This window comes from Kineococcus radiotolerans SRS30216 = ATCC BAA-149, from assembly GCF_000017305.1.
Taxonomy (GTDB): Bacteria; Actinomycetota; Actinomycetes; order Actinomycetales; family Kineococcaceae; genus Kineococcus; species Kineococcus radiotolerans.
This window is the reverse complement of the sequence record NC_009664.2, coordinates 3,152,908-3,177,279: the sequence shown is the minus strand read 5'-3', so window position 1 is coordinate 3,177,279 and position 24,372 is coordinate 3,152,908. Positions and strand designations below refer to the sequence as shown.

General features: G+C 75.9%; 29 protein-coding genes and 1 tRNA gene. 9 read left to right on the top strand and 21 right to left on the bottom strand.

Features of this window, described 5'->3' with window-relative positions; translation table 11 throughout:
• Positions 1-95 precede the first annotated feature (95 nt).
• From KRAD_RS15220 to KRAD_RS15205, 4 genes are all read right to left on the bottom strand, one after another.
• Entirely contained in the window at positions 96-497 is a 402-nt protein-coding gene (locus KRAD_RS15220) for an ATP-binding protein (RefSeq protein ID WP_012086517.1), read from the bottom strand.
• A 71-nt stretch (positions 498-568) separates the two neighbouring features.
• Entirely contained in the window at positions 569-1,822 is a 1,254-nt protein-coding gene (locus tag KRAD_RS24475) for an ANTAR domain-containing protein (RefSeq protein WP_012086516.1), read from the bottom strand.
• 115 nt (positions 1,823-1,937) lie between these two features.
• Entirely contained in the window at positions 1,938-2,318 is a 381-nt protein-coding gene (locus tag KRAD_RS15210; RefSeq protein ID WP_012086515.1) for an STAS domain-containing protein, read from the bottom strand.
• An 83-nt stretch (positions 2,319-2,401) separates the two neighbouring features.
• The gene (locus KRAD_RS15205; protein WP_049821220.1) at positions 2,402-2,908 is read right to left on the bottom strand and encodes an Lrp/AsnC family transcriptional regulator; all 507 of its coding nucleotides are present in this window, start codon (positions 2,906-2,908) and stop codon (positions 2,402-2,404) included.
• 90 nt (positions 2,909-2,998) lie between these two features.
• Here KRAD_RS15205 and KRAD_RS15200 point away from each other — a divergent pair, with 90 nt between their 5' ends.
• Complete coding sequence (locus KRAD_RS15200; RefSeq protein ID WP_203417582.1) at positions 2,999-3,667, top strand: YitT family protein; 669 nt, start codon at positions 2,999-3,001, stop codon at positions 3,665-3,667.
• 12 nt (positions 3,668-3,679) lie between these two features.
• Positions 3,680-4,717 (top strand): LacI family DNA-binding transcriptional regulator, encoded by a 1,038-nt coding sequence (locus KRAD_RS15195; RefSeq protein WP_012086512.1) that lies wholly within the window; start codon positions 3,680-3,682, stop codon positions 4,715-4,717.
• Between the two features lie 10 nt (positions 4,718-4,727).
• Here KRAD_RS15195 and treS read toward each other — a convergent pair whose 3' ends face one another.
• Positions 4,728-7,052: a maltose alpha-D-glucosyltransferase gene (gene treS / locus KRAD_RS15190; protein ID WP_012086511.1), complete on the bottom strand. Its 2,325-nt coding sequence runs from the start codon at positions 7,050-7,052 to the stop codon at positions 4,728-4,730.
• 169 nt (positions 7,053-7,221) lie between these two features.
• Between treS and aztD the strand changes: the two genes are divergently transcribed.
• Both aztD and KRAD_RS15180 read left to right on the top strand, forming a co-directional pair.
• The gene (gene aztD, locus KRAD_RS15185; protein ID WP_203417581.1) at positions 7,222-8,475 is read left to right on the top strand and encodes a zinc metallochaperone AztD; all 1,254 of its coding nucleotides are present in this window, start codon (positions 7,222-7,224) and stop codon (positions 8,473-8,475) included.
• On the top strand, positions 8,472-9,356 hold the full coding sequence (locus KRAD_RS15180) for a metal ABC transporter substrate-binding protein (protein WP_012086509.1): 885 nt from the start codon (positions 8,472-8,474) through the stop codon (positions 9,354-9,356). The genes aztD and KRAD_RS15180 overlap by 4 nt, the downstream gene beginning before the upstream one ends.
• 10 nt (positions 9,357-9,366) lie before the next feature.
• On the opposite strand, the gene KRAD_RS15175 is transcribed toward KRAD_RS15180, so the two are convergent.
• Positions 9,367-10,290 (bottom strand): LysR family transcriptional regulator, encoded by a 924-nt coding sequence (locus KRAD_RS15175; protein ID WP_012086508.1) that lies wholly within the window; start codon positions 10,288-10,290, stop codon positions 9,367-9,369.
• Positions 10,291-10,342: 52 nt separating this feature from the next.
• Between KRAD_RS15175 and KRAD_RS15170 the strand changes: the two genes are divergently transcribed.
• On the top strand, positions 10,343-10,825 hold the full coding sequence (locus tag KRAD_RS15170; protein WP_012086507.1) for a hypothetical protein: 483 nt from the start codon (positions 10,343-10,345) through the stop codon (positions 10,823-10,825).
• Between the two features lie 9 nt (positions 10,826-10,834).
• On the opposite strand, the gene KRAD_RS15165 is transcribed toward KRAD_RS15170, so the two are convergent.
• The 5 genes from KRAD_RS15165 to KRAD_RS15145 all read right to left on the bottom strand — a co-directional run bounded on the left by KRAD_RS15165 (position 10,835) and on the right by KRAD_RS15145 (position 13,760).
• A complete protein-coding gene (locus KRAD_RS15165; RefSeq protein ID WP_012086506.1) occupies positions 10,835-11,191 on the bottom strand; it encodes a hypothetical protein in 357 nt (118 codons plus the stop codon).
• A gap of 116 nt (positions 11,192-11,307) precedes the next feature.
• A complete protein-coding gene (locus tag KRAD_RS15160) occupies positions 11,308-11,721 on the bottom strand; it encodes a RidA family protein (protein ID WP_012086505.1) in 414 nt (137 codons plus the stop codon).
• Entirely contained in the window at positions 11,718-13,007 is a 1,290-nt protein-coding gene (locus KRAD_RS15155; RefSeq protein WP_012086504.1) for a cytochrome P450, read from the bottom strand. Before KRAD_RS15155 ends, KRAD_RS15160 begins: the two co-directional genes overlap by 4 nt.
• Positions 13,008-13,051: 44 nt before the next feature.
• Positions 13,052-13,345 carry a GroES family chaperonin gene (locus KRAD_RS15150; RefSeq protein ID WP_049821504.1) on the bottom strand — a complete coding sequence of 98 codons (294 nt, stop codon included), beginning with the start codon at positions 13,343-13,345 and terminating at the stop codon, positions 13,052-13,054.
• Between the two features lie 124 nt (positions 13,346-13,469).
• A complete protein-coding gene (locus KRAD_RS15145) occupies positions 13,470-13,760 on the bottom strand; it encodes a DUF3618 domain-containing protein (protein ID WP_157873613.1) in 291 nt (96 codons plus the stop codon).
• A 127-nt stretch (positions 13,761-13,887) separates the two neighbouring features.
• Between KRAD_RS15145 and bcp the strand changes: the two genes are divergently transcribed.
• Both bcp and KRAD_RS15135 read left to right on the top strand, forming a co-directional pair.
• On the top strand, positions 13,888-14,367 hold the full coding sequence (gene bcp / locus KRAD_RS15140; RefSeq protein WP_012086501.1) for a thioredoxin-dependent thiol peroxidase: 480 nt from the start codon (positions 13,888-13,890) through the stop codon (positions 14,365-14,367).
• A 23-nt stretch (positions 14,368-14,390) separates the two neighbouring features.
• Positions 14,391-14,472: transfer RNA gene (locus KRAD_RS15135), tRNA-Leu, on the top strand.
• A gap of 25 nt (positions 14,473-14,497) precedes the next feature.
• On the opposite strand, the gene KRAD_RS15130 is transcribed toward KRAD_RS15135, so the two are convergent.
• From KRAD_RS15130 to clpS, 9 genes are all read right to left on the bottom strand, one after another.
• Entirely contained in the window at positions 14,498-15,382 is an 885-nt protein-coding gene (locus KRAD_RS15130; RefSeq protein ID WP_012086500.1) for an anti-sigma factor, read from the bottom strand.
• Positions 15,379-15,954, bottom strand: a complete 576-nt coding sequence (sigK, locus tag KRAD_RS15125) for an ECF RNA polymerase sigma factor SigK (RefSeq protein ID WP_041293301.1) — start codon at positions 15,952-15,954, stop codon at positions 15,379-15,381. Before sigK ends, KRAD_RS15130 begins: the two co-directional genes overlap by 4 nt.
• A 60-nt stretch (positions 15,955-16,014) precedes the next feature.
• Positions 16,015-16,689 carry a fasciclin domain-containing protein gene (locus tag KRAD_RS15120; protein ID WP_041293300.1) on the bottom strand — a complete coding sequence of 225 codons (675 nt, stop codon included), beginning with the start codon at positions 16,687-16,689 and terminating at the stop codon, positions 16,015-16,017.
• Between the two features lie 194 nt (positions 16,690-16,883).
• Positions 16,884-18,455, bottom strand: coding sequence for a molybdopterin-dependent oxidoreductase (locus KRAD_RS15115; RefSeq protein WP_012086497.1), 1,572 nt, complete (start codon positions 18,453-18,455; stop codon positions 16,884-16,886).
• A 21-nt stretch (positions 18,456-18,476) separates the two neighbouring features.
• Positions 18,477-19,124 (bottom strand): RdgB/HAM1 family non-canonical purine NTP pyrophosphatase, encoded by a 648-nt coding sequence (rdgB, locus tag KRAD_RS15110; RefSeq protein ID WP_012086496.1) that lies wholly within the window; start codon positions 19,122-19,124, stop codon positions 18,477-18,479.
• The gene (gene rph / locus KRAD_RS15105; protein ID WP_012086495.1) at positions 19,121-19,867 is read right to left on the bottom strand and encodes a ribonuclease PH; all 747 of its coding nucleotides are present in this window, start codon (positions 19,865-19,867) and stop codon (positions 19,121-19,123) included. Before rph ends, rdgB begins: the two co-directional genes overlap by 4 nt.
• 4 nt (positions 19,868-19,871) lie before the next feature.
• Positions 19,872-20,720: a glutamate racemase gene (gene murI, locus KRAD_RS15100; RefSeq protein WP_012086494.1), complete on the bottom strand. Its 849-nt coding sequence runs from the start codon at positions 20,718-20,720 to the stop codon at positions 19,872-19,874.
• Positions 20,717-21,325, bottom strand: coding sequence for a DUF2017 domain-containing protein (locus tag KRAD_RS15095; RefSeq protein WP_203417580.1), 609 nt, complete (start codon positions 21,323-21,325; stop codon positions 20,717-20,719). The genes murI and KRAD_RS15095 overlap by 4 nt, the downstream gene beginning before the upstream one ends.
• The gene (gene clpS, locus KRAD_RS15090) at positions 21,322-21,621 is read right to left on the bottom strand and encodes an ATP-dependent Clp protease adapter ClpS (RefSeq protein ID WP_012086491.1); all 300 of its coding nucleotides are present in this window, start codon (positions 21,619-21,621) and stop codon (positions 21,322-21,324) included. Before clpS ends, KRAD_RS15095 begins: the two co-directional genes overlap by 4 nt.
• A gap of 41 nt (positions 21,622-21,662) precedes the next feature.
• Between clpS and KRAD_RS15085 the strand changes: the two genes are divergently transcribed.
• The gene (locus KRAD_RS15085) at positions 21,663-22,955 is read left to right on the top strand and encodes a nicotinate phosphoribosyltransferase (protein WP_012086489.1); all 1,293 of its coding nucleotides are present in this window, start codon (positions 21,663-21,665) and stop codon (positions 22,953-22,955) included.
• Positions 22,952-23,581 carry a nicotinamidase gene (locus tag KRAD_RS15080; RefSeq protein WP_012086488.1) on the top strand — a complete coding sequence of 210 codons (630 nt, stop codon included), beginning with the start codon at positions 22,952-22,954 and terminating at the stop codon, positions 23,579-23,581. Before KRAD_RS15085 ends, KRAD_RS15080 begins: the two co-directional genes overlap by 4 nt.
• On the opposite strand, the gene KRAD_RS15075 is transcribed toward KRAD_RS15080, so the two are convergent.
• Positions 23,578-24,354: an RDD family protein gene (locus KRAD_RS15075; protein ID WP_012086487.1), complete on the bottom strand. Its 777-nt coding sequence runs from the start codon at positions 24,352-24,354 to the stop codon at positions 23,578-23,580. The two genes, KRAD_RS15080 and KRAD_RS15075, sit on opposite strands and share 4 nt — an antisense overlap.
• Positions 24,355-24,372 lie beyond the last annotated feature (18 nt).

Genomic DNA, 24,372 nt, shown 5'->3' with positions numbered 1-24,372 from the left:
CGGCACCACCGGACGGCACGACCCGGGGGCCGGTGGGGCGCGACGGCGCCCCACCGGCCCCTCCGCCGGTCGTGGGACGGAACGGGCGGGGGTCCTCAGGCGGCCGCGAGGACGGGGCCGGGGGCCACGTCGAACCACACCGTCTTGCCCGCGGGACCCTCCAGGTCGGTCCCCCAGGCGGCGGCGAGGCGGTCGACGAGGGCGATGCCCCGTCCCCCGGTGGCGCGCGGGCCGACGGTGCGCAGGACCGGGGGGCGCGGTTCACCGTCGTGCACGGACACCCGGACGCGACCGGTGGCCCCGTCCCGGGTCAGGTCCAGGCGCAGCGGCCCGCGGCCGTGGTGGACGGCGTTGGCGACGGTCTCGGTGACGAGGAGTTCCAGGACACCCAGGGCGGCGGCGTCCCCGCCGCGGCCGGTGCGCAGGAACTCCCCCGCCGCCCAGTGCCGGGCGGTGCCGACCGAGGACAGGTGCGCGTCGAGTTCGAGCCGGGCCACGACGTTCCTCCTCGTCCGTTCCTGGCACCACCGTCCCGCGGAACCCCCCGGCCGGCAACCGGGCGCCGCCCTCAGGCGCGCCGGACCACCCGGACCGCCGCCCGGCGCAGCAGCGCCAGGAGGGCCTGGTCGCCGGGGTCCTTCACCAGCAGCGCCGCGACGTCGCGCACCTTGACGTTGCGGTCCTGGCTGAGCTGGGTCAGGACGTCGAAGGCCTGCTCGATCGAGCACCCCAGCCACGCGGCCACCAGGCCCTTGGCCTGCTCGATGGTGGAGCGGAAGGCCATGGCCAGCTGCAGGTGCTCCGCCGTCGAGCGCAGTTCCCCCACCTGCCGCAGGGACACCAGCAGGGCCGCCGCGGCCCCGGCGAACACCTCGGCCCGGGCGCGGGGGCCCTCCCCGGCGAACGCCCCCGGTTCCTCCGACCCCACGGTCAGCACCCCCGCGACCTCGTCGTCGACGACGAGCGGGGCGGCCAGCACCGAGCGCACGGGCAGCGCGGCCACCGCGGCCGTCAGCCGCGGCCACCGGGCGTCGGCGCGGACGTCGAGGACCCCGACGACGGCGCCCCCCTCGGCGGCCACGACCCCGGGCCCCTCGCCGGCCCGCCACTGCGCCCCGTCGAACGCCTGGGCCCCGGTGGAGTCCGCCACGACCTCCTCCGGCGCGAGGGGGCTGCCGAGCGTGACGCTGGTCCAGGCCGCCCCGGGGACGGCCGCGGTCGTGCTCGCCGTCAGCCGGGCCAGCGCCCCGTGCCGGTCGCCGTCGGCCACGGGCAGCGAGGTGAGGTCGGCCAGGGCCCGCAGCAGTGGCTCCCGGTGCGGCGGCTCCCCGGGGGTGGACAGGACCCAGGAGACGGCGCCCCCGCCCCAGGCCCCCGCCCGCGGGCCGTCCTCGGCCGGGGTGAGGGCCACGTGGGCGTGCACGGGGTCCCCGTGGCGCGGGACCAGGTCCAGCTCGCCGGAGGCGCCCCCCGCCTCCCGGGCGAGGGCGAGGAGGCGGCGGGCCCGGGCCCGGTGGGGCGCGGCGACGTGGGTGAGCAGGGGGGCGCGCGGCAACCGGGCCAGCGGGACGCCCAGCAGGGCCGAGGCGGCCTCGTTGGCCGCGGTCACGGCCCCGTCCGCGTCGGTGGTGACGACGGGCAGGTCCACCGACTCCGCCACCGCGCGCAGCACCCGGTGCGCGGAGGCCTCGCGGGCCAGGAGGGCGGTGATCTCCTGCTGCTGCGCGGCCAGCTCCTCGGTGGCCACCGCCAGCTCCTCGGTGACGACCTCGAGGCGCCGGGCCGGGTCGGCGCCCTCGGCGTGGATCCGGGCGCGCTGCACGGCGACCTCCGCTCGTCACGAGGCACCCCGCTCGGTGCCGCCCGGTGCCGTCCCGCACCGGACCCGCACAGCCTCGCACGCGCGCGGCGAACGGGCACCCGGCGAACCGGGGCGGTCAGGAGACCCGGCGGACGAGGTGCGGGCAGAGGACGTCCGCGACCCCCAGGACGGTGAGCACGTGCAGCAGGAACGGCCGGACGCCGGTGAGGACGAGGCGGTGCCCGGCGTCGTGGGCGGTGCGCTGCAGCCGCAGGACGTCCTCCACCGCCGCCACGTCGCAGAAGGTGACCTCGGCCATGACCAGCTGCACGTCGCGGCGCTGGGCGAGGGCGTGCTCGACGGCGGCGCGCAGCAGGTCCACCGACGAGTCGTCCAGCTCGCCGACGGGCACCACGCGCAGGTGGTCGGGGCGGGGGTCCAGGCGCACGCGCAGGACGGGTTCGAGGACGTCGTCCGGGTGGAAGACCCAGGGGCTGGCAGAGGGGGATCGGGTCACGGAGGACTCCTGCACCGGTGGACGGGGCCCGCGTAGTCGCGGGAGCCGTCGTTCTCAGGCTGGTCGTACAACCTGCCCGAAGGTTAGCCTCTCGCCCCGCGACGCACCAGGGCCGCGGCGGCCGCCCGGTGCAGCAGGGCCTGGTGGCGCGGCGGCAGCTCCGTCGCCAGCGAGATCGAGGTGCTCGTGCGCACGACCCCGGGGACGCTGAACAGCGACGTCGTGATCCGGTGCAGGTCGGCGGTGTCGCGGGCGACGACCTTCATCAGCAGGTCCGCGTCGCCGGTCGTGGCGTGCATCTCCACCACCTCGGGGACCTCCCGCAGCGCCGCGATGGCCTCCGGCCCCGACGCCTGGCTCAGCGCGACGGACAGGAACGCCACCAGCGGGTAGCCCAGGGCGACGGGGTCCAGGCGGCGGCTGAACTCCCCCAGCGCCCCGGCGGCGTTCATCCGCAGCAACCGGGCGTGCACGGTGTTGCGCGCCACCCCCAGCTCCCGGGCCAGGGCCAGGACGGTGGCGTCCGGCGCGGCGTCCAGGGCCAGCAGGATCCGGGCGTCCAACGCGTCGAGGGTGTCCACGGTGGGCACTTTGCCACCTCCCGCCCGGCGACGGGGTCATCGTGCGCAGTCCGCGGGGGCTCTGTTGTGCGACCTCCCGCGGTCGCCGACGCTGGCGGGGTGACGACGACCCCCGAGCGCCGGGTGCACCGCGCCGACCCCCGCGGCGGGGCCCCGGGCGCCCCCGCGCCCGACGCCGCACCCCCGCACACCCGCGCCGAGGACGTCGCGGGCGTGGTGGTGGGGACGTTCCTGGCCTCCTTCGGGTTGTTCCTGCTGCACAGCACCGCCGCCGTCACCGGCGGGACCGCCGGGCTCGGCCTGCTGCTCAGCTACGCCCTGCCCGTGCCCTTCGCGGTGCTGTTCCCGCTGGTGAACCTGCCGTTCTTCGTCCTCGCCGTGCGCACGCGCGGGTGGTCGTTCACGCTGCGCTCGCTGGTCGCGGTCGTCGCGGTCTCGCTGTTCTCCTCCGTCCACGCCGCCGCGCTGCCGGACCTGTCGGTGGCCCCGGTGTACGCGGCGCTGTTCGGGAACCTCGCCGCCGGGGTGGGGATCCTCGTGCTGTTCCGCCACCGCGCGAGCCTGGGCGGGTTCGGGATCCTCGCCCTGCTGCTGCAGGACCGCCTGGGCTGGCGGGCCGGGTACGTGCAGATGGTCCTCGACGTCGTCGTCGTGCTCTCCGCGTTCAGCGTCGTCGCCCCGCCCGTCGTCGCCCTGTCGGCGCTGGGCGCGGTGGTGCTCAACCTCGTGCTGTCGATGAACCACCGGCCGGGGCGCTACCGGGGGTGAAAGGATCCCCCGGTGAGGCGGAGGTTCAGCGTGCGCGACATCGCCGTGCAGGCGGGGTTGTCCGAGGCCACCGTCGACCGGGTGCTGCACGAGCGTCCCGGGGTGCGCGCGGGCACCGTCGAGCAGGTGCGCCGGGCCCTCGCCGACCTCGAGCGGCAGCAGTCGCAGGTGCGCCTCACCGGCCGCGTCGTCGTGCTCGACGTCGTGATGTCCGCCCCGCGGCGCTTCGCGGACGCGGTGCGCACCGCCCTGGAGGCGGAACTGCCCGCCCTGCACCCGGCCACGGTGCGGGCCCGGTTCCGCACCTGCGCCGGCGCGGACGGGGCGTGGGTGGCCGCGGAGCTGGACCGGGTGCTGCGCACCGGCTCCCACGGCGTCGTCCTGCAGGCCCCGGACTCCCCCGCCGTCCGCGCCGCCGTGCAGCGGCTGGCCGACGCGCACGTCCCGGTGGTGACGCTGGCCACCGACCTGCCCGGCAGCGCCCGCCGGGGGTACGTGGGGGCGGACAACCGCGGCGCCGGCTCCACCGCGGCGTACCTGCTGACGCAGTGGGCCCCCGACCCCGAGGAACCCGTGCTCGTCGTCCGCAGCCGGCAGCACCTGGACAACGAGCGCGAGCGGTCCCGGGGCTTCGAGGCGACCCTGGCCCAGCTGGAGGGCTCGGTGCGCCCGGTCGTCGACGTCGTCGACGACGACCGCGACCCGGCCGTCCTCGAGGACGCCGTGGTGGCGGTCCTCGGGGAGCGACCAGGTCTGCGGGCGGTCTACTCGATGTGCGCGGGGGCGGGCGGGAACCCGGCCGTCCTGCGCGGCTTCGAGCGGCGCGGGACGCGCCCGGTGCCGTTCGTGGTGCACGACCTCGACGGCGAGAACGCGGCGATGCTGGCCCGCGGCGACGTCTCCGCGGTCCTGCACCACGACCTGCGCACCGATTGCCGGCGGGCCTGCCGGTTGCTGCTGCGGGCCCCCCTGGCCCGCGACGAGCACGTCGGCACGGCTTCGGCGATCCAGGTCCTCACCCCGTTCAACGTCCCCGGCCGGGAACGCTGACCCGCCCCGCTCAGGCGGTGGCGGAGGTGCGCACGTCCTCCTCAGGGTCGGCCGGCTTGAGCAGCAGCGACAGCCCCGCGTAGGGCGCGAGCCACACCCCGAAGCTCTTGAGGTCGTCGACCCAGCCGATCTCGGCGCCGGAGGTCATGTCGCGGACCGGGACCCGCGGGGTGAAGTGCTCCGAGCGCACCGAGCCCTCGATGGTCTCGGCCCCGAAGTTCAGGACCGTCACCTGGAGGACCTCCCGGCCGTCGTGGTCGGCGGGGTCGAGGGCGTGGACCATGACGAGCATGCTCGGGTGCGCCACGGGCGGGATGTCGATCTGGCGGGCGGTGGCGATCTTGTGGTCGCGGCGGACGGTGAGGACCTCGCTCAGCCGGTTGGCGAAGGAGCCCTCGTCGGCGAGCTGCTCGGGGATGGTCCCGTAGAGCGAGCGGCCGACGGGCACGCCGGAGGCCGAGACCGTCGCCTCGGGGGCCACGCCCATGAGGTCGTGGGCCGCGCGCTCGATCCAGCGGGTGTCCCCGGAGGACAGCAGCGGCTTCACGCTCTCCACCGGCAGCGGCAGCATGCCCAGGAGGTCCCAGCCGGACATCGCGAACACCCCGGGCTGCCAGGCGTTGAACATCGCCATCAGCAGGTGCGCCCGCTTGATCTGCTCGACGTCCTCGCCGGTGAGCTCGGCGAGGTCGCGGTGCCCGCGGCTGGCGGCGATGACGCTGGCGCTGGTGCAGGCGATCCCGTTGGTGGTGAAGACGAGGTTGTACGGGCCGTTCTCGCCCGTCAGCTTCTCGACGAGGTCGGCGCGGATCCGCTCGGCCAGCGCACCGCCGGTGATTCTCGCGCCGTGGTAGTCGTACTCGTCCTCGGCGTGGCGGGTCGCCCAGTGGACGAGCTCGTAGGTGAGCTCGTCGTGGTTCTGCAGGGCGTGCACGAGCGAGGCCGGGTCGACGCCGAGGCTGAGGGCCTCGCGCAGGCACAGGCGCAGGAACTCGGTGTCCCCCGTCGCGACGGCGTGCTGGCAGCCGGGGCGGGTGATGAAGTCGTAGGAGAGGTCCGCGCCGACCTCGGAGGTGTCGCGGATGTCCTCGATGGTGAGGTTCAGCTCCTGGAAGGTGAACCCCCCGACCTTGCGGACCATCCCGGCGATGAGGTGGTTGGCGGCCTCGGAGAGCGGGTGCCCCTCCGACCACGCGGGACCCTCGACGCTCTTCTCCACCCCGAGGAAGCCGTTGGCGTCCAGGCGCAGCGCGCTGGTCCCGAGGTCGCCCAGGGAGTGCAGGGCGTCGCCGATGACGAGCTTCATCCCCGCGAAGGAGGGGTCGAGCCAGTTCACCGAGGGCTGGCCCTGCTTGAAGTAGTGCAGGTAGACCCAGCGGCGGGTGACCCCGTCGACCCCCACGACCTCGCGGGTCGCGGACCAGTTCGTCTCCTTGATGCCCGGCGCGTAGAAGATGACGCGCTGGAGCTGGCCGATGATGTAGCCGTGCTCGGAGAGCGCCGCCTCGGCCGCGGCGTCGAGGTTCGCGGCGTCGTGGCCGGGGGGGACGTCGGGCAGCAGGTTCCAGCACTCCGGCGGGATCTCGACCATGTGGTAGATGCCGGGGTAGTCCTGGAAGGCCATCTCGGCGAGGCGGAAGTCCGCGCCCTTGCCGGTGTGGCCGGGGACGATGTCGTCGATGACGCTGCCGTCGTGCTCGGCGGCGACCTCGCACAGGTGGCGGAACTCGCCCTCGGTGCCGAACATCGGGTCGATCTCGGTGGAGATGCGGTCGAAGTGGCCGTCGACGCTGGGGGTCTGGCGCCAGCCGTCGAGCCCGCCGGCGGACTTCACCGGGCCGGTGTGCACGGCGTCGATCCCGATGCGCTGGAACGCCTCCCACAGCTCCGGGTCGCCCAGGGACCCGAGGAACGAGCGGCCCGGGCGGGTCACCAGCGAGATCGGGTAGGCGGTGAACCACACCGCGGCCGTGTCCACGGCCCGGCGGGGGTCGGGCTTGGCGTAGGGGTTCTGCCACATGCTGGCCTGGCCGGAGAACTGCCGGCTGATCTTCTGTGCGTCCTGGAGCATGGACTGCACGAGCAGCCACCGCACGTACTCGGGGTTGCTGCCGTCGGCGGGACCCTCCCCCGCGGCGGGGCGCGGGGGCGCGTCGGTGCCGCGCAGCCGCGCCTGGGGCCGGGGCCGGCGCAAGGCGCGCGGGCGGGAGTCGTACCGCTGCTCGTCGTAGGTGATCTCGGTGGGCTCGTGCCCGGCGATCTCCACCCCGTCGGCCGCCTCCACCGCCACCGACGCCTCCGCGCCGTCCTCGACCGTGCTGCCGACCTCGTTCACGAACACTCCTCCGCCTCGCCCTGCCGATGCCTCCGCTCACCCCACCACAGACCGGGCTCCTTCTCGACCGGAGGGCGGCCGACGGGGCGACCACTGACAACGGGAACGATTCTCAGTTGTGTTAGCGTCGCCCCGTCCACAGCCCCCGACCAGGTTGGAAGAACGCACCGTGCGCCGCAGCCCCCTCCTCGCCCTCCCCCTCACCGCGGCCCTGCTCACGAGCTGCGGCGGCAGCTCCGCGGAGGAACCCGCCGCTCCCGCCACCAGCAGCGCGACCGAGCGCCCCGCCACCGAGGTCGCCGCCGCCGCCCCGCGCGTGGCCGTCACCTACGACGGCGGCGTCCAGGTCCTCGACGCCGCCACCTTCGAGGTGCTGGCCGACCTGCCCTTCGACGGCTTCACCCGCCTCAACCCCGCGGGCGACGGCCGGCACGTGGTGGTCTCCGCCACCGGCGGCTTCCACGTCGTCGACGCCGGCGCGTGGAGCGAACCGCACGGCGACCACGCGCACCACTACACGGGCGAACCGCACGACACCGGCGTGGTGTACGGGGCCGAGGAGCCCGGCCACGTCGTGCGCCACGCCGGCAGGACGACGCTGTTCGACGACGGCACCGGTCACGTCGTGTCCTTCGACTCCGAGCACGTCGGCCACGACGCCGTCGCCGAGGGCGAGGCCCGCGAGCACACCACCCCCGCCGCCCACCACGGCGTCGCCGTCGAGCGCAGCGACGGGACGCTCGTCGTCACCGAGGGCACCGAGGAGGCCCGGACGGGCATCCGCATCCTCGACGCGCAGGACCGGGAGATCGCCGCGAACGACCAGTGCCCGAACACCCACGGCGAGACCGTCGCCGCGGACGAGACCGTCGTCATCGGCTGCAGCGACGGCGTCCTCGTCGTCAAGGGCACCGAGATCACCAAGGTCCAGAGCCCGGACGCCTACGGCCGCATCGGGAACCAGTGGGGCACCGAGGAGTCCCCGATCGTCCTCGGCGACTACAAGTCGAACCCGGACGCCGAGATCGACCTCACCACGCGCGTCTCGCTCATCGACACCACCACCGCGAGCATGCGCCTCGTGGAACTGCCCGGGGGCACCTCCTACTGGTACCGCTCCCTCGGCCGCGGCGAGAACGGCGAGGGCGTCGTGCTCGGCACCGACGGTCAGCTGCACCTCGTCGACACCGTCGCGGGCACCGTCACCCGCTCCACCCCGGTCGTCGACCCGTGGGAGGTCCAGGAGGACTGGCAGGCCCCGCAGCCGCAGGTCTTCACCATGGACGGCACCGCGTACGTCACCGAGCCGGCCACGAAGGAGATCCACGCGGTCGACATCGAGACCGGCGAGGTCTACGCCAGCGGCACCCTCACGGTGCAGCCGAACGAGCTCACCGGCGTCCCCGGCGAGGTCACCGAGTGAGGTCCGCCCTCCTGGGCGGGGCCGCAGCCCTCGTCCTGCTCGCCGGCTGCGGGGGGTCCTCCAGCGCGGAGGACCCCGCAGCCGGCGGGGACGGGGCGGGTGGCGCGCGTGACGGCCTGACCGTCGTCACCACGTCGCACCCGCTGGAGTACGTCGCCTCCGCGGTGGCCGGCGATCGGGCGGCGGTGAGCAACCTCGTCGCCCCCGGCGCCGACAGCCACGACGCGGAGATCTCCACCCGCCAGCTCGCCGACGTGACCGGCGCCGACGTGGTGGTGCACCTGTCGGGCCTGCAACCGGCGGTCGACGACGCCCTGTCCACCCGCCCGCCCGCGCACCTCGTCGACGCCGCGCGGTACGCCGACGACGAGCGGGACCCGCACTTCTGGCTCGACCCCGTGCGGATGGCCGACCTCGGCGAGGACGTGGCGGCGGAGCTGTCCGAGGTGGACCCGGACCACGCGGCCGCGTACGCCGCCGGGGCGGGCGAACTGCGGCAGCGGATGGAGGCCCTGGACGCCGACTACGCCGGGGCGCTGGCCGGCTGCCGGGACGCCGCCCTGGTCACCTCCCACGAGGCGTTCGGCTACCTCGCCGGGCGGTACGGCCTGCGGCAGATCGGCATCGCCGGGATCGACCCGTCGGTCGAACCCTCCCCCGCCCGGATCCGCGACGTGCTGGAGGTGGCGCGCGAGAACGCCGTGACGACCATCTTCTTCGAGTCCACCGCCAACCCCGCCGTCGCGGAGAAGCTGGCCGCGGAGCTCGGGGTGCGCACGGCGGTGCTGCACCCGGTGGAACGCGTGGACGCCGACGAGGACTACCTCGGCCTCATGCGGGAGAACCTCGACGCGCTGCGCTCCGGGCTCGCCTGCTCCTGAGACCCGCCCCTCAGCGTTCCGCCGCCGCCACGCCCAGCAGGTCGCGGGCGGGACCGGGCGGCAGCCGGGCGGGCCCGGCCCACACCGCGCGCAGCGTGCGGCCGAGGTCGAGGCCCTCGACGGGGACGGCCCGCAGCCGGCCCGCGTCGAGGTCGTCGGTGACGGCGAGGCGGCTGAGGACGGCGACCCCCGTGCCCGCCCGGACGGCCTCGCGCACGCTCGTCGCGGTGGTGAGCTCCACCGCGGGCGGCCCCGCGCGCAGACCCGCGGCGGCGAGGGCGTTCTCCAGGACCTCGCGGGTCCCCGACCCGGCCTCGCGCGAGACCAGCGCCGTCGCGGCGAGCTCCTGCGGCGTCACCGGGCGCCGGCGGCGGGTCCAGGGGTGGCCGGGGGCGACGACCACCACCAGGTGGTCCTCGGCCAGCGGGCGGCTGCGCAGACCCCGGGGCACGCTCGGGCCCTCGACGAACCCCAGGTCGACGTCGCCGCGCTCGACGGCGGCCAGGACGTGGACGCTGTTGGTGGCGGTGAGCTCCACCGCGGGCGGGACGGCACCGGCGGAGGTCGCCCGCTGGCGCAGCACCAGCAGCCACCGCGGCACGAGGTGCTCCGCGATCGTCATGCTGGACGCGACCCGCAGGCGGGCGGCGCTGCCGGCGCGCAGGGTGGCGATGCCCTCGGCGACCTCGGCCGCGGCGTCCAGCAGCCGGGCCGCCCACCCCGCGAGGACGACGCCCGCCTCGGTGGGCACCGACCCCTGGCGGCTGCGGCGCAGCAGCGCCGCCCCGACCTGGGCCTCGACGCCGCGCAACCGGTCCGAGGCCGACTGCTGGGTGATCCCCACGCTGCGCGCGCCCGCCCCGATCGACCCGGTCTCGACGACGGCGACGAACAGCCGCAGCGAGGTCAGGTCGGGGACGCGGTCGAGGGACACCCCGGAAGCGTAGGACCGGCCGCGCCCGGGCAGGGCGGGAGAGGATGGCCCGGTGACCCCCTCCCCGGCCGACCCCGCCCTGCTGACCCGCCTGCTCACCCGCGCCGTGGACGCCGTCGCCCGCGCGGACGCCGAGGACTTCGACGGCGCCGGTGCGGAGCTGGCCGGCTTCGACGCCGACCAGGCCCGGACCGTGCTGGGCTGGGTGCTGCGGCAGGGGCTGGAGGAGCGCCACCCCGACGGCCTGGACGCCGACGACCTGCGGGAGGCGGTGGCGCGGACGGCGCGGGCGGCGGGCTGGTTCCCGGCGCTGGACGCCCGGATCCTCGTCCTGGTCCTCACCGCGGCGCTCGGGGAGCACCCGGACCCCGAGGAGGTCCCCCGGCTGGGCCACGCGCTGGTCCTGCAGCACTCCCTGCTGCTGGTCCACGACCTCGTGGCGGCCGGGGGCGCCTCGGCGGGTCCCCCGCTGCGGCGGCGGATCGACGCGGCCCTGGCGGAGGTCCGCCGGGCCGAGACGGTGGAGATGCCCTGAGACCGCCCCTCAGCCGCCGGTCGTGGTGAGCGGGTGGGAGCCGCGCCGGTCGCGCTTGCGCAGCACCGCGGGGCGCCCGTCGTCGGCGGCGTCGTGGACCTCGCGGACGACGGCGGCGCTGCGGGCGTCGAGCTCGCGCTCCACGGCCCCGAGGTCTACCGAGGAGCGCCACTCCCGCGGCGGTGCGAGGTGGTCGTTGCGGCCGTCCTCGTCGGCGACGGGCAGGCCGTGGTGGGCGGCGAGGGCGTAGAGGGCGAGGACCTTCTCGCCGTGGCGGCGGGCGTAGCAGTCCAGGAACGAGGGCGTGAGCGTGCCCTGGCCCGCGGCGAACTCGAGGTCCCGCAGGACCTGCTGGAGCGGTTTCACGATGGATCCTCCTCGATCTCGTGACCACGGCCGTCGGCCGTCCCCGGTCCATCGACCGGCCGGGGGCCGGGCTCGAGCCCCCGGGCCCCGGGACCACCCGTCCGGAGCAGGCGCCGTCACCGGCCCGCGGTGACGTCGACCTCCACGAGGGCGCCCACGGCGAGCCCGGTGACCCCGATCGTCGTGCGGGCGGGCAGCGGCCCGGCGAACCACGTCCGGTAGCGCTCGTTGAACGCCTCGAAGTGCTCGTCGAAGTGCCGCAGGTAGACGCGGACCTGCAGGGCGTCGTCGAGGGTGAGGTCGAACCCCGCGAGGACGGCGGCGAGGTTCGCGCGGACCTGCTCGGCCTGCTCGACGATCCCGCCGCCCACCAGCTCCCCGGTGGCGGGGTCGGTGGGCATCTGGCCGGTGAGGAAGACCAGGTCGCCGAGGCGGGTCGCGTGCGCGAACGGGCCGACCTGCGGGGGCACGCCGTCGGAGGCGGCGAAGACGAAGGTCTCCTTGCGGCTGGCGGGGCGGCTCTCGTTCACGACGCCGAGGGTGCCAGACGCTCCACGTGCAGCGGCAGCCCCCCGCGCGGGCGCAGCGTCACCAGCGCATCGACGCGCGGCGCCGGGCCGGCGGGCCGCACGGTGCGCTCGCACAGCAGCGTCGCCAGGACCAGGACCTCCTCGACGAGGGCGAGGTCGCGCCCGATGCACAACCGCGGTCCCGCCCCGAAGGGGACGTAGCTGCCCGCCGCCGGGCGGGGGGCGTCGAGGAAGCGGTCCGGGCGGAACTCCTCCGGCGCCTCCCACAGCGCGGGGTCGCGGTGCAGCCCCCACGTGCAGACGATGACCAGCGTCCCCGCGGGGACCGCGACGCCCGCGACGACGTCGTCGGCGAGGGCCTGGCGGGTCACCACCCACGCCGGGGGGTAGAGGCGCAGCGACTCGTCCACGACGGCCCGCAGCAGCGGCAGCTTCCCCAGGTCGTCCCAGCCGGGCTCGCGCCCCCCGAGGGCGCCGGCGAGCTCGGCGTGGACCCGGGCCAGGACGGAGGGGGCGCGGGCCAGCAGGTCCAGGGTCCAGGTGAGGGAGGACGCGACGGTCTCGTGCCCGGCGACGACGAAGGTGACGAGCTCGTCGCGGACCTGCCGGTCGTCCATCCCGGCGGCCAGCATCAGCCCGACGACGTCGCGGGGGTCCTCGAGCGGGCGGGCGCGCCGCGTCGCGACGATGCGGGCGCAGACCTCGTCGATCACCGCGACCTCGCGGGCCAGCCGCCGCCGGGCGGGGGTCGGCCAGGCCGCGGGGACGGGGCTCGCGGCGCGGCGGACGACGAGTTCGAGGGCCCGCCCGACGGCCTCGACGAGCAGCGGGGCGTCCCCGGAGAGGTCGGCCGCGGCCAGGGTGTGCCCGACGACCTCCAGACCGGCGCGGGAGGTCGCGCCGAGCACCTCCAGCGGGGTGCCCGGGGGCAGGGCGTCGGCCTCGGCGACCAGCCCCCGCGCGGCGTGCACGGCGTGGGCGGCGACGTCCTCGAGGCTGCCGTGGTGGAAGGCGGGCTGGACGGTGCGGCGGTGCTGCTTCCAGACCTCCCCGTCGCCGGCGAGCAGCCCGGGGCCGGTGACCGTCGCCAGCGCCGAGTACTGGATCGTCGCCTTGCCGTAGCCGCGGGCGTTCTCGACGAGGACCCGGCGGACCCCGTCGGGGTCGGCGAGGACGAGGACGGGCGTGCGCGGCAACGGGATCGCCGCGACGGGGCCGTGGCGGCGGGTGACCTCGGCGAGGAACAGGTGCGGGGCCCGCACGATGGCGGGGACGGCGCGGACCATGTCCAGGGGCAGCGGCCCCGCGACGTCGAGCGGCGAGTAGCGGTTCAGAGGTACAACCCGGTGCCGCCGTCCTCGACGCCCGGGGCGGCGACGGCGTGCAGGTCGCGTTCGCGCAGCAGGGTGTACCCCTTGCCGTGCAGCTCGACCTCGGCCTTCTCCTCGGGGTCGAAGAGGACCCGATCCCCCTGCTCGACCTGCCGGACGTGGGGCCCCACGGCGACGACCAGCGCCCAGGAGAGCCGCTTGCCGACGGCGGCGGTGGCCGGGATGAGGATGCCGGCGGAGGACTTGCGCTCCGCGGCGTCGTCGGGGAGGACGAGGACGCGGTCGTGCAGCATCCGCACGGGCAGCCGGTCCGCGGGGGGCGTCGTGGGGTCGGTGGGGGGTGTCACGGCGGGAACCGTAGCGCCCCCGGACCCGAGGCGGGTCCGGGGGCGCGGCGGGAGGTGCTTCCGCGGGGGGTCAGCGGCGCTTGCGCACCGCGCGGACGACGAGGACCGTCGCGACGCCCAGGACGGCCACCCCGACCGCGGCGACGCGCTCGACGCGCAGCCCGCCCCGGTGGTCGTAGGCGAAGCCGTTCACCTTGGCGCGCACCGTCGCCACCGAGCGGTCCTTCAGGGCGGTCGGGGCCAGCCGCGACGTGAGCTCGTCGATGGTGCCGGCGAGGTGGGCACGCCGCGCCTCGACCTCGCGCTCCAGGGCCCGGGGGTCGGTCGTCGTGATCTCGGCCTTGCCGTCGCTGGCCGCCACGGCCACCTCCTGTGCTCGTCCTGCGTCGTCGTGGGTCGTCCTGGTCCAGCGTCCCCGGAACCGTACCGGAGCCCGGGCCCGCTCTCCCGGCGGGGCACGCGCCCGGCCCGGTCGTTATCGTCCCGGCATGACCGCCCGACTCTCCCCCGGTGACCGCGCTCCCGGCTTCGCGCTGCCCGCCCACGACGGTTCGACCGTCTCGCTGGAGGGTCTGCTGGCGCAGGGCGGGCGCGTCGTCGTGTACTTCTACCCCGCGGCGATGACCCCCGGCTGCACGACGCAGGCCTGCGACTTCCGCGACTCCCTGGACGCGCTGAACGCCTCGGGCCACCGGGTGGTGGGGATCTCGAGGGACCCGGTGGCGAAGCTGGCGCGGTTCGCCGAGCGCGACGGGATCACCTTCCCGCTGCTGTCCGACCCCGACCACGCGGTGCTGGAGGCGTACGGGGCGTGGGGGGAGAAGACGAACTACGGGCGCACCTCGGTGGGCGTCGTGCGCTCCACCGTCGTGGTGGGACCCGGGGGGACGGTGGAGCTCGCGCAGTACAACGTGCGCGCGAAGGGCCACGTCGCGAAGCTGCGCAGGGACCTCGGCCTGGACGCGTGAGTGCCCGTACGCTGGGCCCGCGAGCGGGAGTGGTGTAACTGGCAGCCACGCAGGATTTAGGTTCCTGTGCCTCCGGGCGTGCGGGTTCGAGTCCCGTCTCCCGCACGGTCGGTCCGGCGGCGGCCGGACCTCAGGCGGGCAGGGCGGTGAACACCACGGGGGTCGTGGTGGGCTGCGGCGAGCCCCCGGCGGGTTCGACGGAGATCCCGACCCCGTCGGAGTCCCCGACCTCCACCACCGTCGCCGCCGTTCCCCCCGCTCCCACGCCGAGCATCCCGGCGGAGGACACGGCCTCGCCGCTGGCCAGCCAGAGCTGGTAGTCCCGCCCGGCGCCGGCGGCGGGCAGACCCGTCGTCAGGACGCCCAGGCGGCCGTCGGCGCGGACGAGCGTGGCCGTACCGCCGTCGCTGGCCGTGACGGTGGAGACCCGGGCCCCGGGGGCGGCGAGGAGGTCCGCGACCTCCTGGCGCGCGGCCTCCTGGGCGCTGACGACCGGCGGGTCGTCGGGTCCCGCGCCGACACCGACGCCGATGCCGGCCGCCGCGACGACGAGCCCGGCGGCGGCGACGAGGACGCTCCAGCGGGCGGGACGACGCGTCCGGTCCCGCCGGGCGGCCCGGGCTGCGCCGAGGTCGGTGACCGCGGGGGGTTCCTGCGCGGAGGGTTCCTGCGCGGGGGGTTCCTGTCCCGGGGGTTCCTGCGCGGGGGGTTCCTGCGCGGGGAGTTCCTGTCCCGGGGGTTCCTGCGCGGTGGTGGCCAGGGCGGCGAGGATCCCCGCGCGCAGCCGGGCGGGGGGCTCGACGGGCACGGCCGCGCCGAGCCGGGCGGCGGTCTCGCGCAGCGCGTCGGCGTCGGCCCGCTCCTCGGGGCGGGTGCGCAGGCGTTCCTCGTAGGCGGCGCGCTCGTCGTCGTCGAGCGCGTCGAGCGCCCAGGCGGCGGCGAGCAAGGGGTCCTCCGAAGGGGTGGGGCGGTGGTCGTGGGAGCGGTCGCGGGAGTTCTCGTCGAGGGGGTTCACGCCGACACCACCCCCATCGCGTCCCGCAGTCTGATGAGGCCGTCGCGCAGCCTCGTCTTCACGGTACCCAGCGGCACCGCGAGGTCGTCGGCGATCTGCCGGTGGGTCCGTCCGCCGTAGTAGGCGAGGTCGATGGCCTCGCGCTGCAGCGGGGTGAGGGAGGTGAGCGCGCGGCGCACCTCGTCCTGCTCGAGCAGCACCTGCACCTCCTCGCTGACGCTGTCGTAGGGCGGGAGCTCGCGCACGCCGACCTTCTCGTCGCGGTTCGCGCTGGCCTGCGCCGCGCGGACCCGGTCCACCGCCCGCCGGTGCGCCATGGTCACCACCCACGCCCGGGCGCTGCCGCGGGCCGGGTCGAAGCGGGCCGCGGTGCGCCACGCCTCCAGGAACACCTCCTGGACGACCTCCTCGGACTGGGCCGGGTCGCGCAGGACGCGCAGGACCGTGCCGTGCGCGGCCGCGGCGGTGGCGTCGTAGAACGCCGCGAAGGCGGCCTGGTCGCCACGGGCCGCGGCGACCAGCGCGGATTCAGCGCTGGTCTCCGCGGCGTCCCGTGGGCTCGAGGTCGACATCGCGGTCACTGTGCCACCCCGGACCAGGGTGGGCACACCCGGGCTCACCTCGGACCGGTCTCAGGCCGGCGGCATGAGGACGGAGTCCACCAGGTAGACCGTCGCGTTGGCCGTGGAGACCCCGCCGCAGATGACGTTGGTGCTGCCGTTGACGGTCAGCGCCTCCGGGGTCCCGGCCACGGTGACGTCGCCGCCCTCGAGGGTGGCGTGGGTGCCGGCGAGCTGGTCGGGGGCGATCCGGCCCTGCACGACGTGGTAGGTGAGGATCTTCTGCAGCGTGGCGCTGTCGGTCTTGAGGCCCTCGATCGTGGCCGGGTCGATCTTCGCGAAGGCGTCGTCGACGGGGGCGAAGACGGTGAACTCCCCGCCGTTGAGGTCGTTGACCAGGTTCACCTGCGGGTTGAGCTGGCCGGAGACGGCCGCGGTGAGGGTCTTCAGCAGCGGGTTGTTGCTCGCGGCGGTGGCCAGCGGGTCCGCGGCCATGCCGTCGACCGACGCGGGACCGGAGGCGTTGGCCGCGGCGTAGTCCGCGCAGCCGGGGCCGACGGGCCCGGACATGGCGGCCATCGAGGGGCTGGAGCTGGTCATCGACGGCGAGCTCGAGGTGGTGCTGCTGGAACTGCTCGAGGACGTCGTGTCCGAGGACGCGGTGTCCGAGCCGCCGCCGCAGGCCGCGAGACCGAACGTGGCGGTGGCGGCGATGGCCATGAGGGTTCCAGCGCGGCGGGTCTGCATGAGCTTCACGGGTTTCCTCCTGTGGTGTTCCGGGCGAGGTGCCCGGCCGGTCGAACACCAGGGATTCGAACCCGCGGCGCGAATGGATTGGTCTGCACCGCAAGTCTTCGCGGGAACTCGTCGCGACGACCCGCGGGGACGGCGAAACCCCCGGCCAGGAGGTTCCTGACCGGGGGTGCGCGGGCGCGGGGGTCCTACTCGACGGTGACGGACACCGAGTCGTACCCGCTGGAGCCGTCGGGGATGGGGGCGGCGACGACGTCGGTCTGCGGTTCGCCCGTCCCGTCGACGGCGCGGACCTGGACGGTGTGGTTCCCCGGCTCGGAGGCGTCCCAGTCGTAGACCCACTGGCACCAGGTGTCCTCGGAGGCGGAGGGCAGGACCTTCGCCGGCCGCCACTCCCCCTCGTCGACGCGGACCTCGACGGCGCTGATCCCGCGGTGCTGGGCCCAGGCGACCCCGGCGACCGGGACCCGCCCGGCGCGCAGCTTCGCGAAGGACCGCGGCACGTCGATGCGCGAGGCCGTCTTGATCGGGCCCTTCGCCGCCCAGCCGCGGTCGGTCCAGTAGGCGGTCTTGTCCGCGAAGCGGGTGACCTCGAGGTCGGTGACCCACTTGCACGCCGAGACGTAGCCGTACAGCCCGGGGACGACCAGGCGCACCGGGAAGCCGTGCTCGCGCGGCAACGGTTCCCCGTTCATGCCCACCACGAGCATCGCGTCACGGCCGTCGGTGGCCTCGGCCAGCGGGGTGGACAGGGTGAACCCGTCGGTGCTCGTGGCGTAGAGCATGTCGGCGCCGGCCCGGACCCCGGCCCGTTCCAGCAGCTCGGCCAGCGGGTACCCCAGCCACCGCGCGGTGCCGACGTAGCTCCCGCCGACCTCGTTGCTGACGCAGGTCAGGGTGATCCAGCGCTCCCGCAGCGGCATCGCGAGCACGTCGTCGAAGCTCAGGGTGAGCTCGCGGTCGACGAGGCCGTGCACCCGCAGCGACCAGTCCTCGGCCCGCACGTCGGGGACGACGAGGGCGGTGTCGACGCGGTAGAAGTCCGCGGTCCTGGTGGCGTACGTGGTCAGCCCGCTGGCCAGCGCGTCGGCCGGGTCGAGGCCGGCGGGCAGCGGCGGGGCGGGGTCGGCGGGCGCGGGCAGGACGACCCCGGCGCGCGAGTCCTCGGCGCTGCGGGTGGTCACCAGCAGCTGCCCCGCCCCGCCCGTCGCGGCCGCGGCCACCGCCGTGCCGCCCAGCAGGACCGCCCGGCGCCGCGGCCCCCCGGCGGCGCGCAGCGCGGGCCCGGCGAGACGGCGGGTCAGGACGGTGAGGGCGTAGGCCCCCGCCCCCGCCCCCAGGACCGAGGGCAGCGGGGACAGCGGGGTCGCGTCGGGGCGGGTGGCGGCGGCGAGCACGCCGACGAGCCCGAGGGCGCCGACGAGCCCGACGCCGACGGCGAGGCGGCGCCGCGCCAGCACCCCCGCCAGCGCGGCGAGCAGGGTGACCAGGACCGCGATCGTCGCCAGCAGCACCACCTTGTCGTGGGCGCCGAAGGTCCGGATCGCGAAGTCCTTCAGCCCGGCGGGGACGCGGTCCACCACCGCGGCCCCGACGACGACGAGGGGCGCGGCCGACGGGGAGACGATCCCCGCGACCAGCTGCCCCACGCCGAGCGTCAGTCCCGCGCTCAGGACGCCCGAGAGCGCACCGGTCCCCCGACGCTTCCCCTCCGGAGCGTCGGCCGGTGCGTTCTCCCCCGTGTGCGTGGCTGTCCTCACACCCTCTTCTTCGGAGCCGGCTCAGCCGTGGATGGGTGGGACGAGCGTCCCGTCGCGCAGCGCCTGCACGACCAGCGGGGCCAGGGCGCGGAACGCCGCCCCGCGGTGGCTGATCGCGTTCTTCTCCTCGGCGCTGTGCTCGGCGAGGGTCCGCCCGGCGCCGGCGGGCACGAAGACCGGGTCGTAGCCGAACCCGCCGCTCCCGCCGGGGGCGGTGGCGATCGTGCCGCGCAGCTCCCCGGTGCGGACCGCGGAGGTCCCCCCCGGCAGGGCCAGGGCCGCCGCGCACACGAACGCCCCGCCGCGGTGCTCGGCGGGGACGTCGGCGATCTGGGCGAGCAGGAGCTCGAGGTTCGCCGCGTCGTCGCCGTGGCGGCCGGCCCAGCGGGCCGAGAAGATCCCCGGCGCCCCGCCGAGGACGTCCACGCTGATCCCCGAGTCGTCCGCGATCGCGGGCACGCCCGTCGCCGCGGCGACCGCGCGCGCCTTCAGCAGGGCGTTGCCGGCGAAGGTGACCTCCGTCTCGGCGACCTCGGGGACCCCCTCGAACGCGTCGACCGTGAGGACCTCCACGTCGGGCAGCAGCGGGGCGAGCACCGCCCGCAGCTCCCCCACCTTGTGGGCGTTGCGGGTGGCCAGCACGACCCGCTGCGGCGTCGTCGCGCTCACCGGGCCAGCGCCTCCGCCTGGAGCGCGGCCAGGCGCGCGCAGCCGCCGACGGCGAGGTCGAGCAGCGCGTCGAGCTCGGCGCGGTCGAAGGGCGTCCCCTCGGCGGTGCCCTGGACCTCCACGAACCGGCCGTCGCCGGTGACGACGACGTTCATGTCGGTCTCGGCGCGCACGTCCTCGACGTAAGGCAGGTCCAGGACGGGGACGCCGTCGACGACGCCCACGCTGATCGCGGAGACCGAGCCGGTCAGCGGCTGGCGCGAGGCCTTGACGATGCCCTGGCCGCGCGCCCAGGAGATCGCGTCCGCGAGCGCCACGTAGGCCCCGGTGACCGCCGCGGTGCGGGTGCCGCCGTCGGCCTGCAGGACGTCGCAGTCCAGGACGATCGTGTTCTCGCCCAGCTGCTTGGTGTCGACGACGGCGCGCAGGCTGCGGCCGATGAGGCGGGAGATCTCGTGGGTGCGCCCGCCGATCTTCCCCTTGACCGACTCGCGGTCGCCGCGGGTGTTCGTGGCGCGCGGCAGCATGGCGTACTCGGCGGTCACCCAGCCCTGCCCGGAGCCCTTGCGCCAGCGCGGGACGCCCTCGGTGAAGGACGCGGCGCACAGGACGCGGGTGCGGCCGAACTCCACGAGGACGCTGCCCTCGGCGTGGTCGAGCCAGTTCCGGGTGATGGTCACCGGGCGCAGCTCGTCGACGGCGCGGCCGTCGGCGCGGGCGGGGGCGGGGGTCGGGGTGGTCACGCCCTCACCCTAGGGCGCCCAGGTACAGCGGTCCCGTCTCGTCGACGTCGACGAGCTGCGGGCCCAGCTGCGGGCCCAGGAAGCGCCGGGCCAGGTGGCGGAACGCGGCCGAGTCGCCGGTGGAGGTGAACCGGTGCCGCGGCTCGGGGCGGTCGTCGGGGCGCAGCAGCTCGCGGGCGGCGAGCTCGCGGTAGACGTCGAAGGCGGTCTCCTCGGCGCTGGAGACGAGGGTCACGTCGTCCCCGACGACGCTGCGCAGCACGGCCATGAGCAGCGGGTAGTGCGTGCAGCCCAGGACGAGGGTGTCGACGTCGGCGGCGATCGCGGGGGCGAGGTAGCCGCGGGCGGCGGTCAGCAGCTCCGGGCCGCTGGTGACCCCGCGCTCGACGAACTCCACGAACGCCGGGCAGGCGGCGGTGGTGAGGGCCAGGTGCGGAGCGGCGGCGAAGGCGTCCTCGTAGGCGCGGGAGGAGATCGTCGCGCGGGTCCCGATGACCCCGACCCGCCCGTTGCGGGTGGCGCGCACCGCCCGGCGGACGGCGGGCTGGATGACCTCCACCACGGGCACGTCGTAGCGCTCGCGGGCGTCGCGCAGCATCGCCGCCGAGGCGGAGTTGCAGGCGATGACCAGCATCTTCACCCCCGACTCCACGAGCCGGTCCAGGACGTCGAGGGCCAGGCGGCGCACCTCGGCGATCGGCTTGGGCCCGTAGGGGGCGTGCGCGGTGTCGCCGACGTAGTGGACCGCCTCGTGGGGCAGCTGGTCCAGCACGGCGCGGGCGACGGTGAGCCCGCCCACCCCGGAGTCGAAGATGCCGATGGGCAGGTCGGCGTCGGGTCGGGCCGGGCTCACGACAGCGACCTCACGAGGGTCTCCTGCAGGTGGGTGGTGAAGTCGTAGACCGCCCACGCCCAGCGCGCGGGGTCGTCCTCGGCGAGGTCGGCGTCGGGGTCGGCGTCCTCGCTGACCCCCAGGCGGGTGCCCAGGGCGAGGCGGATGTCGTTGAGCGCGGCCAGCCAGGTGCGGGCGCCGTCGGCGTCGAGCTGGACCCGTCCGCCCTGGCCCTCGACGGGGGCGAGGCCGGCGAGCAGGCCGCTGGCCGCGGCCGCCTTGCGCTCGCGCAGGCCGCGCTCGGTGAAGCGGCGGAAGTCGGCCGAGGCGTCGGGGTCGTCGCCGTAGGCGTCGGGCAGCAGCCGCCGCAGGACCTCGTCCTCGGGCGGGGCCACCGGCCCGTCGCCGGCGAGGTCGTCGAGGGGGGTGTCGAAGCCGGGGAGGTCGCTGAGCCCGAGCTCGGCCTGCAGCGGGTCCACCGGCCGCGGCGGCGCGGCGGCGGGGACCTCGAGGAGCTCCAGGACCTCGCGCGCCAGCGAGGCCAGCAGGTCGGCCTCGGCGGCGTGCAGGGTGAGGGAGAAGTGGCCGTTGCGGGTCCGGCGGAACGTCGCCACGCGGCGCCTCACTCGTCCTTCTGCAGGGTGGCCCACAGCCCGTAGCCGTGCATGGCCTCGACGTCGCGCTCCATGGCCTCGCGGCTGCCCGCGCTCACCGCGGCGCGCCCCTTCTGGTGCACGTCGAGCATCAGCGCGTCCGCCTTGGCCTGGGAGTAGCCGAAGTGGGTGCGGAAGACGTAGGCCACGTAGGACATGAGGTTCACCGGGTCGTTCCAGACGAGGGTGACCCAGGGCGTGTCCGGGACGGTGGTGAGGTCGGTCTCCGGACGCTCGAGCTCGGTGGGAGCGGTCAGGACGACGGGCACCCGAGCAGTCTAGGCAGCCGCGCGGTCGCTAGATTCCCGGCATGGTGAGTACAGCTCTGCTGACCGACCACTACGAGCTCACGATGCTGCAGGCCGCGCTCTCGGACGGGACGGGCGAGCGGGCCTGCACGTTCGAGGTGTTCGGCCGCCGGCTGCCCGAGGGGCGCCGCTACGGGGTGGTGGCCGGCACCGAGCGCGTGCTGGACGCCGTGCGGGACTTCACGTTCGACCCCGACGTGCTGGCGGGGCTGCGCGGGGTGCTGGACGAGCCGACGCTGGAGTGGCTGGCCGGCTACCGCTTCCGCGGCTCGATCGAGGGCTACGCCGAGGGCGAGCTGTGGTTCCCCGGCTCCCCCATCCTCACCGTGACCGGCACCTTCGCCGAGGCCGTGGTGCTGGAGACGGTGGTGCTCTCGATCCTCAACCACGACTGCGCCATCGCCGCGGCCGCGGCCCGGATGGCCCGCTCGGCCGGGGACCGCCCGATCATCGAGATGGGCTCGCGGCGCACCCACGAGCGGGCCGCGGTGGCCGCCTCGCGCGCGGCCTACCTGGCCGGGTTCACCTCCACGTCGAACCTGCAGGCGGGCGCCACCTACGGGATCCCGACCTCGGGGACCTCCGCGCACGCGTTCACCCTGCTGCACGACACCGAGGCGGAGGCCTTCGCCGCGCAGGTCGCGGCGCTGGGGGTCGGCACGACGCTGCTGGTGGACACCTACGACATCACCGCCGGGATCGCGACGGCCATCGAGGTCGCCGGCCCGCAGCTGGGCGCGGTGCGCATCGACTCCGGGGACCTGTCGGTCCTCGCCGTCCAGGCCCGCGAGCAGCTGGACTCCCTGGGCGCGACCTCCACGCGCATCGTCGTCTCCGGGGACCTCGACGAGTACGCCCTCGCCGCGCTGGCCGCGGCCCCCGTCGACGGCTACGGCGTGGGGACCTCGCTGGTCACCGGGTCCGGGGCCCCCACCGCGGGCCTGGTCTACAAGCTCGTCGAGGTCGAGGGCCGCCCGGTCGCGAAGCGCTCGACGTCGAAGGTCACCCAGGGCGGGCGGAAGACCGCCGTCCGCCGGCACCGGCCCACCGGGACGGCCACCGACGAGGTCCTGGGGGTCGGGTTCACCCCGCCGCGCGAGCCGAACGACCGGCCGCTGCAGGTCCCCTTCGTGCGCGACGGCGAGCGCGTCGCAGGCCTGCCGGACCTGGAGGCCTCGCGCGAGCACCTGCGGCGCGCGCTGGTGACGCTGCCCTGGGACGGCCTGGCCCTCTCCAAGGGCGACCCGGCCATCCCCACGACCGTGCTCGACGCCGACCGGGCGGTGCGGCGGTGACCCGCGCCCTGGTCGTGGTGGACGTGCAGAACGACTTCTGCCCCGGCGGGTCGCTGGCCGTGGCCGGCGGCGACGAGGTCGCCGCCGGCATCACGCAGCTCATCGCCCGGGGCGCCTCCCCCACCGGGCCCTTCGAGCGCGGCATCGGCTACGACCACGTGGTCGCGACCCAGGACTTCCACATCGACCCCGGCCCGCACTTCTCCGACGAGCCCGACTTCGTCGACAGCTGGCCCCCGCACTGCCGCGCCGGCAGCTACGGGGCGCTGCTGCACGACGCGCTGGAGACCCGCCGGATCGAGGCGGTGTTCCGCAAGGGCCAGTACGCCGCCGCCTACTCCGGCTTCGAGGGCACCACCAGCCGCGTCGACGAGCAGGGCGGGGAGCTCGACACCGGCCTCGCGGACTGGTTGCGGGCCCACGACGTCGAGGAGGTCCACGTCGTGGGGATCGCCACCGACCACTGCGTGCGGGCGACGGCGCTGGACGCGGTGGCGGCGGGCTTCCGCACGACGGTGCTGCTGGGGCTGACGGCCGGGATCTCGGCGGCCACGGTGGAGCCCGCGCTGGCGCAGCTGCGCCGCGCGGGCGTCGCCCTCGTCGGGGAGCCGGTCGTGGCGGGTTAGCGCTTCACGACGACGGTGCGGCCCATCTTGTCGTGCAGGGCCTGGCGGCGCTGGTCCCAGCACGGCCAGAGGAAGTCCAGGAGGTACCAGAGGATCAGCAGCTGCCCGAGCAGGTCGCTGCCCAGCCACCGCACGATCGCCTGACCCCAGCTCGGCAGCCCGGGCCGTTCCCAGTCGCGCACCCGCAGGCGCAGCAGCAGCTTGCCCGGCGTGGCCCCGGCGAAGCGGACGGTGAGGATCGTGTAGGCAGCGCTGACGGCGAGCAGCACCAGCGTCCACGTCTGCGACGCCGCGGCGAAGCCGGCGTTCTCCAGGAGGGCGAAGACCGCGGAGGTGTCCCCGGTGCGGCTGACCCCCTCCAGCGCCTCCGCGTAGAGGGTGCTCATCGTCCGCAGCGAGGACCAGCCCGCGGCGACGGCGATGAGCGTCGTGAGCAGGAGGTCGACGATCCGGGCCAGCAGGCGCGCCCCGAGCCCGCCCAGGGCCTGCCCGTCGGGGGTGGCGATGGCCTTCACCCCGGGCAGGGGGTACTGCGACGGCGGGTACGCGGGCCGCGGCGCCCCGTAGGGGTCGTGCTGCGCGGCGTAGGGGTCGTGCGGCACCGCGGGGCGGGAACCGGGGTGCGGCGCCTTCGTCAGCGAGGGGCCGGGGGTGTTCCGGTGGACGTGCTCGGTCCACCGCCCCCCGTCCCACCAGCGCAGCTGCACCCCCGCGGGGTCGTGCGTCGCGCTGGGGGCGGAGGGGTCCGGGTACCACCCGGCGGGCGTGCTCATGGTCGACAAGGGTGCCAG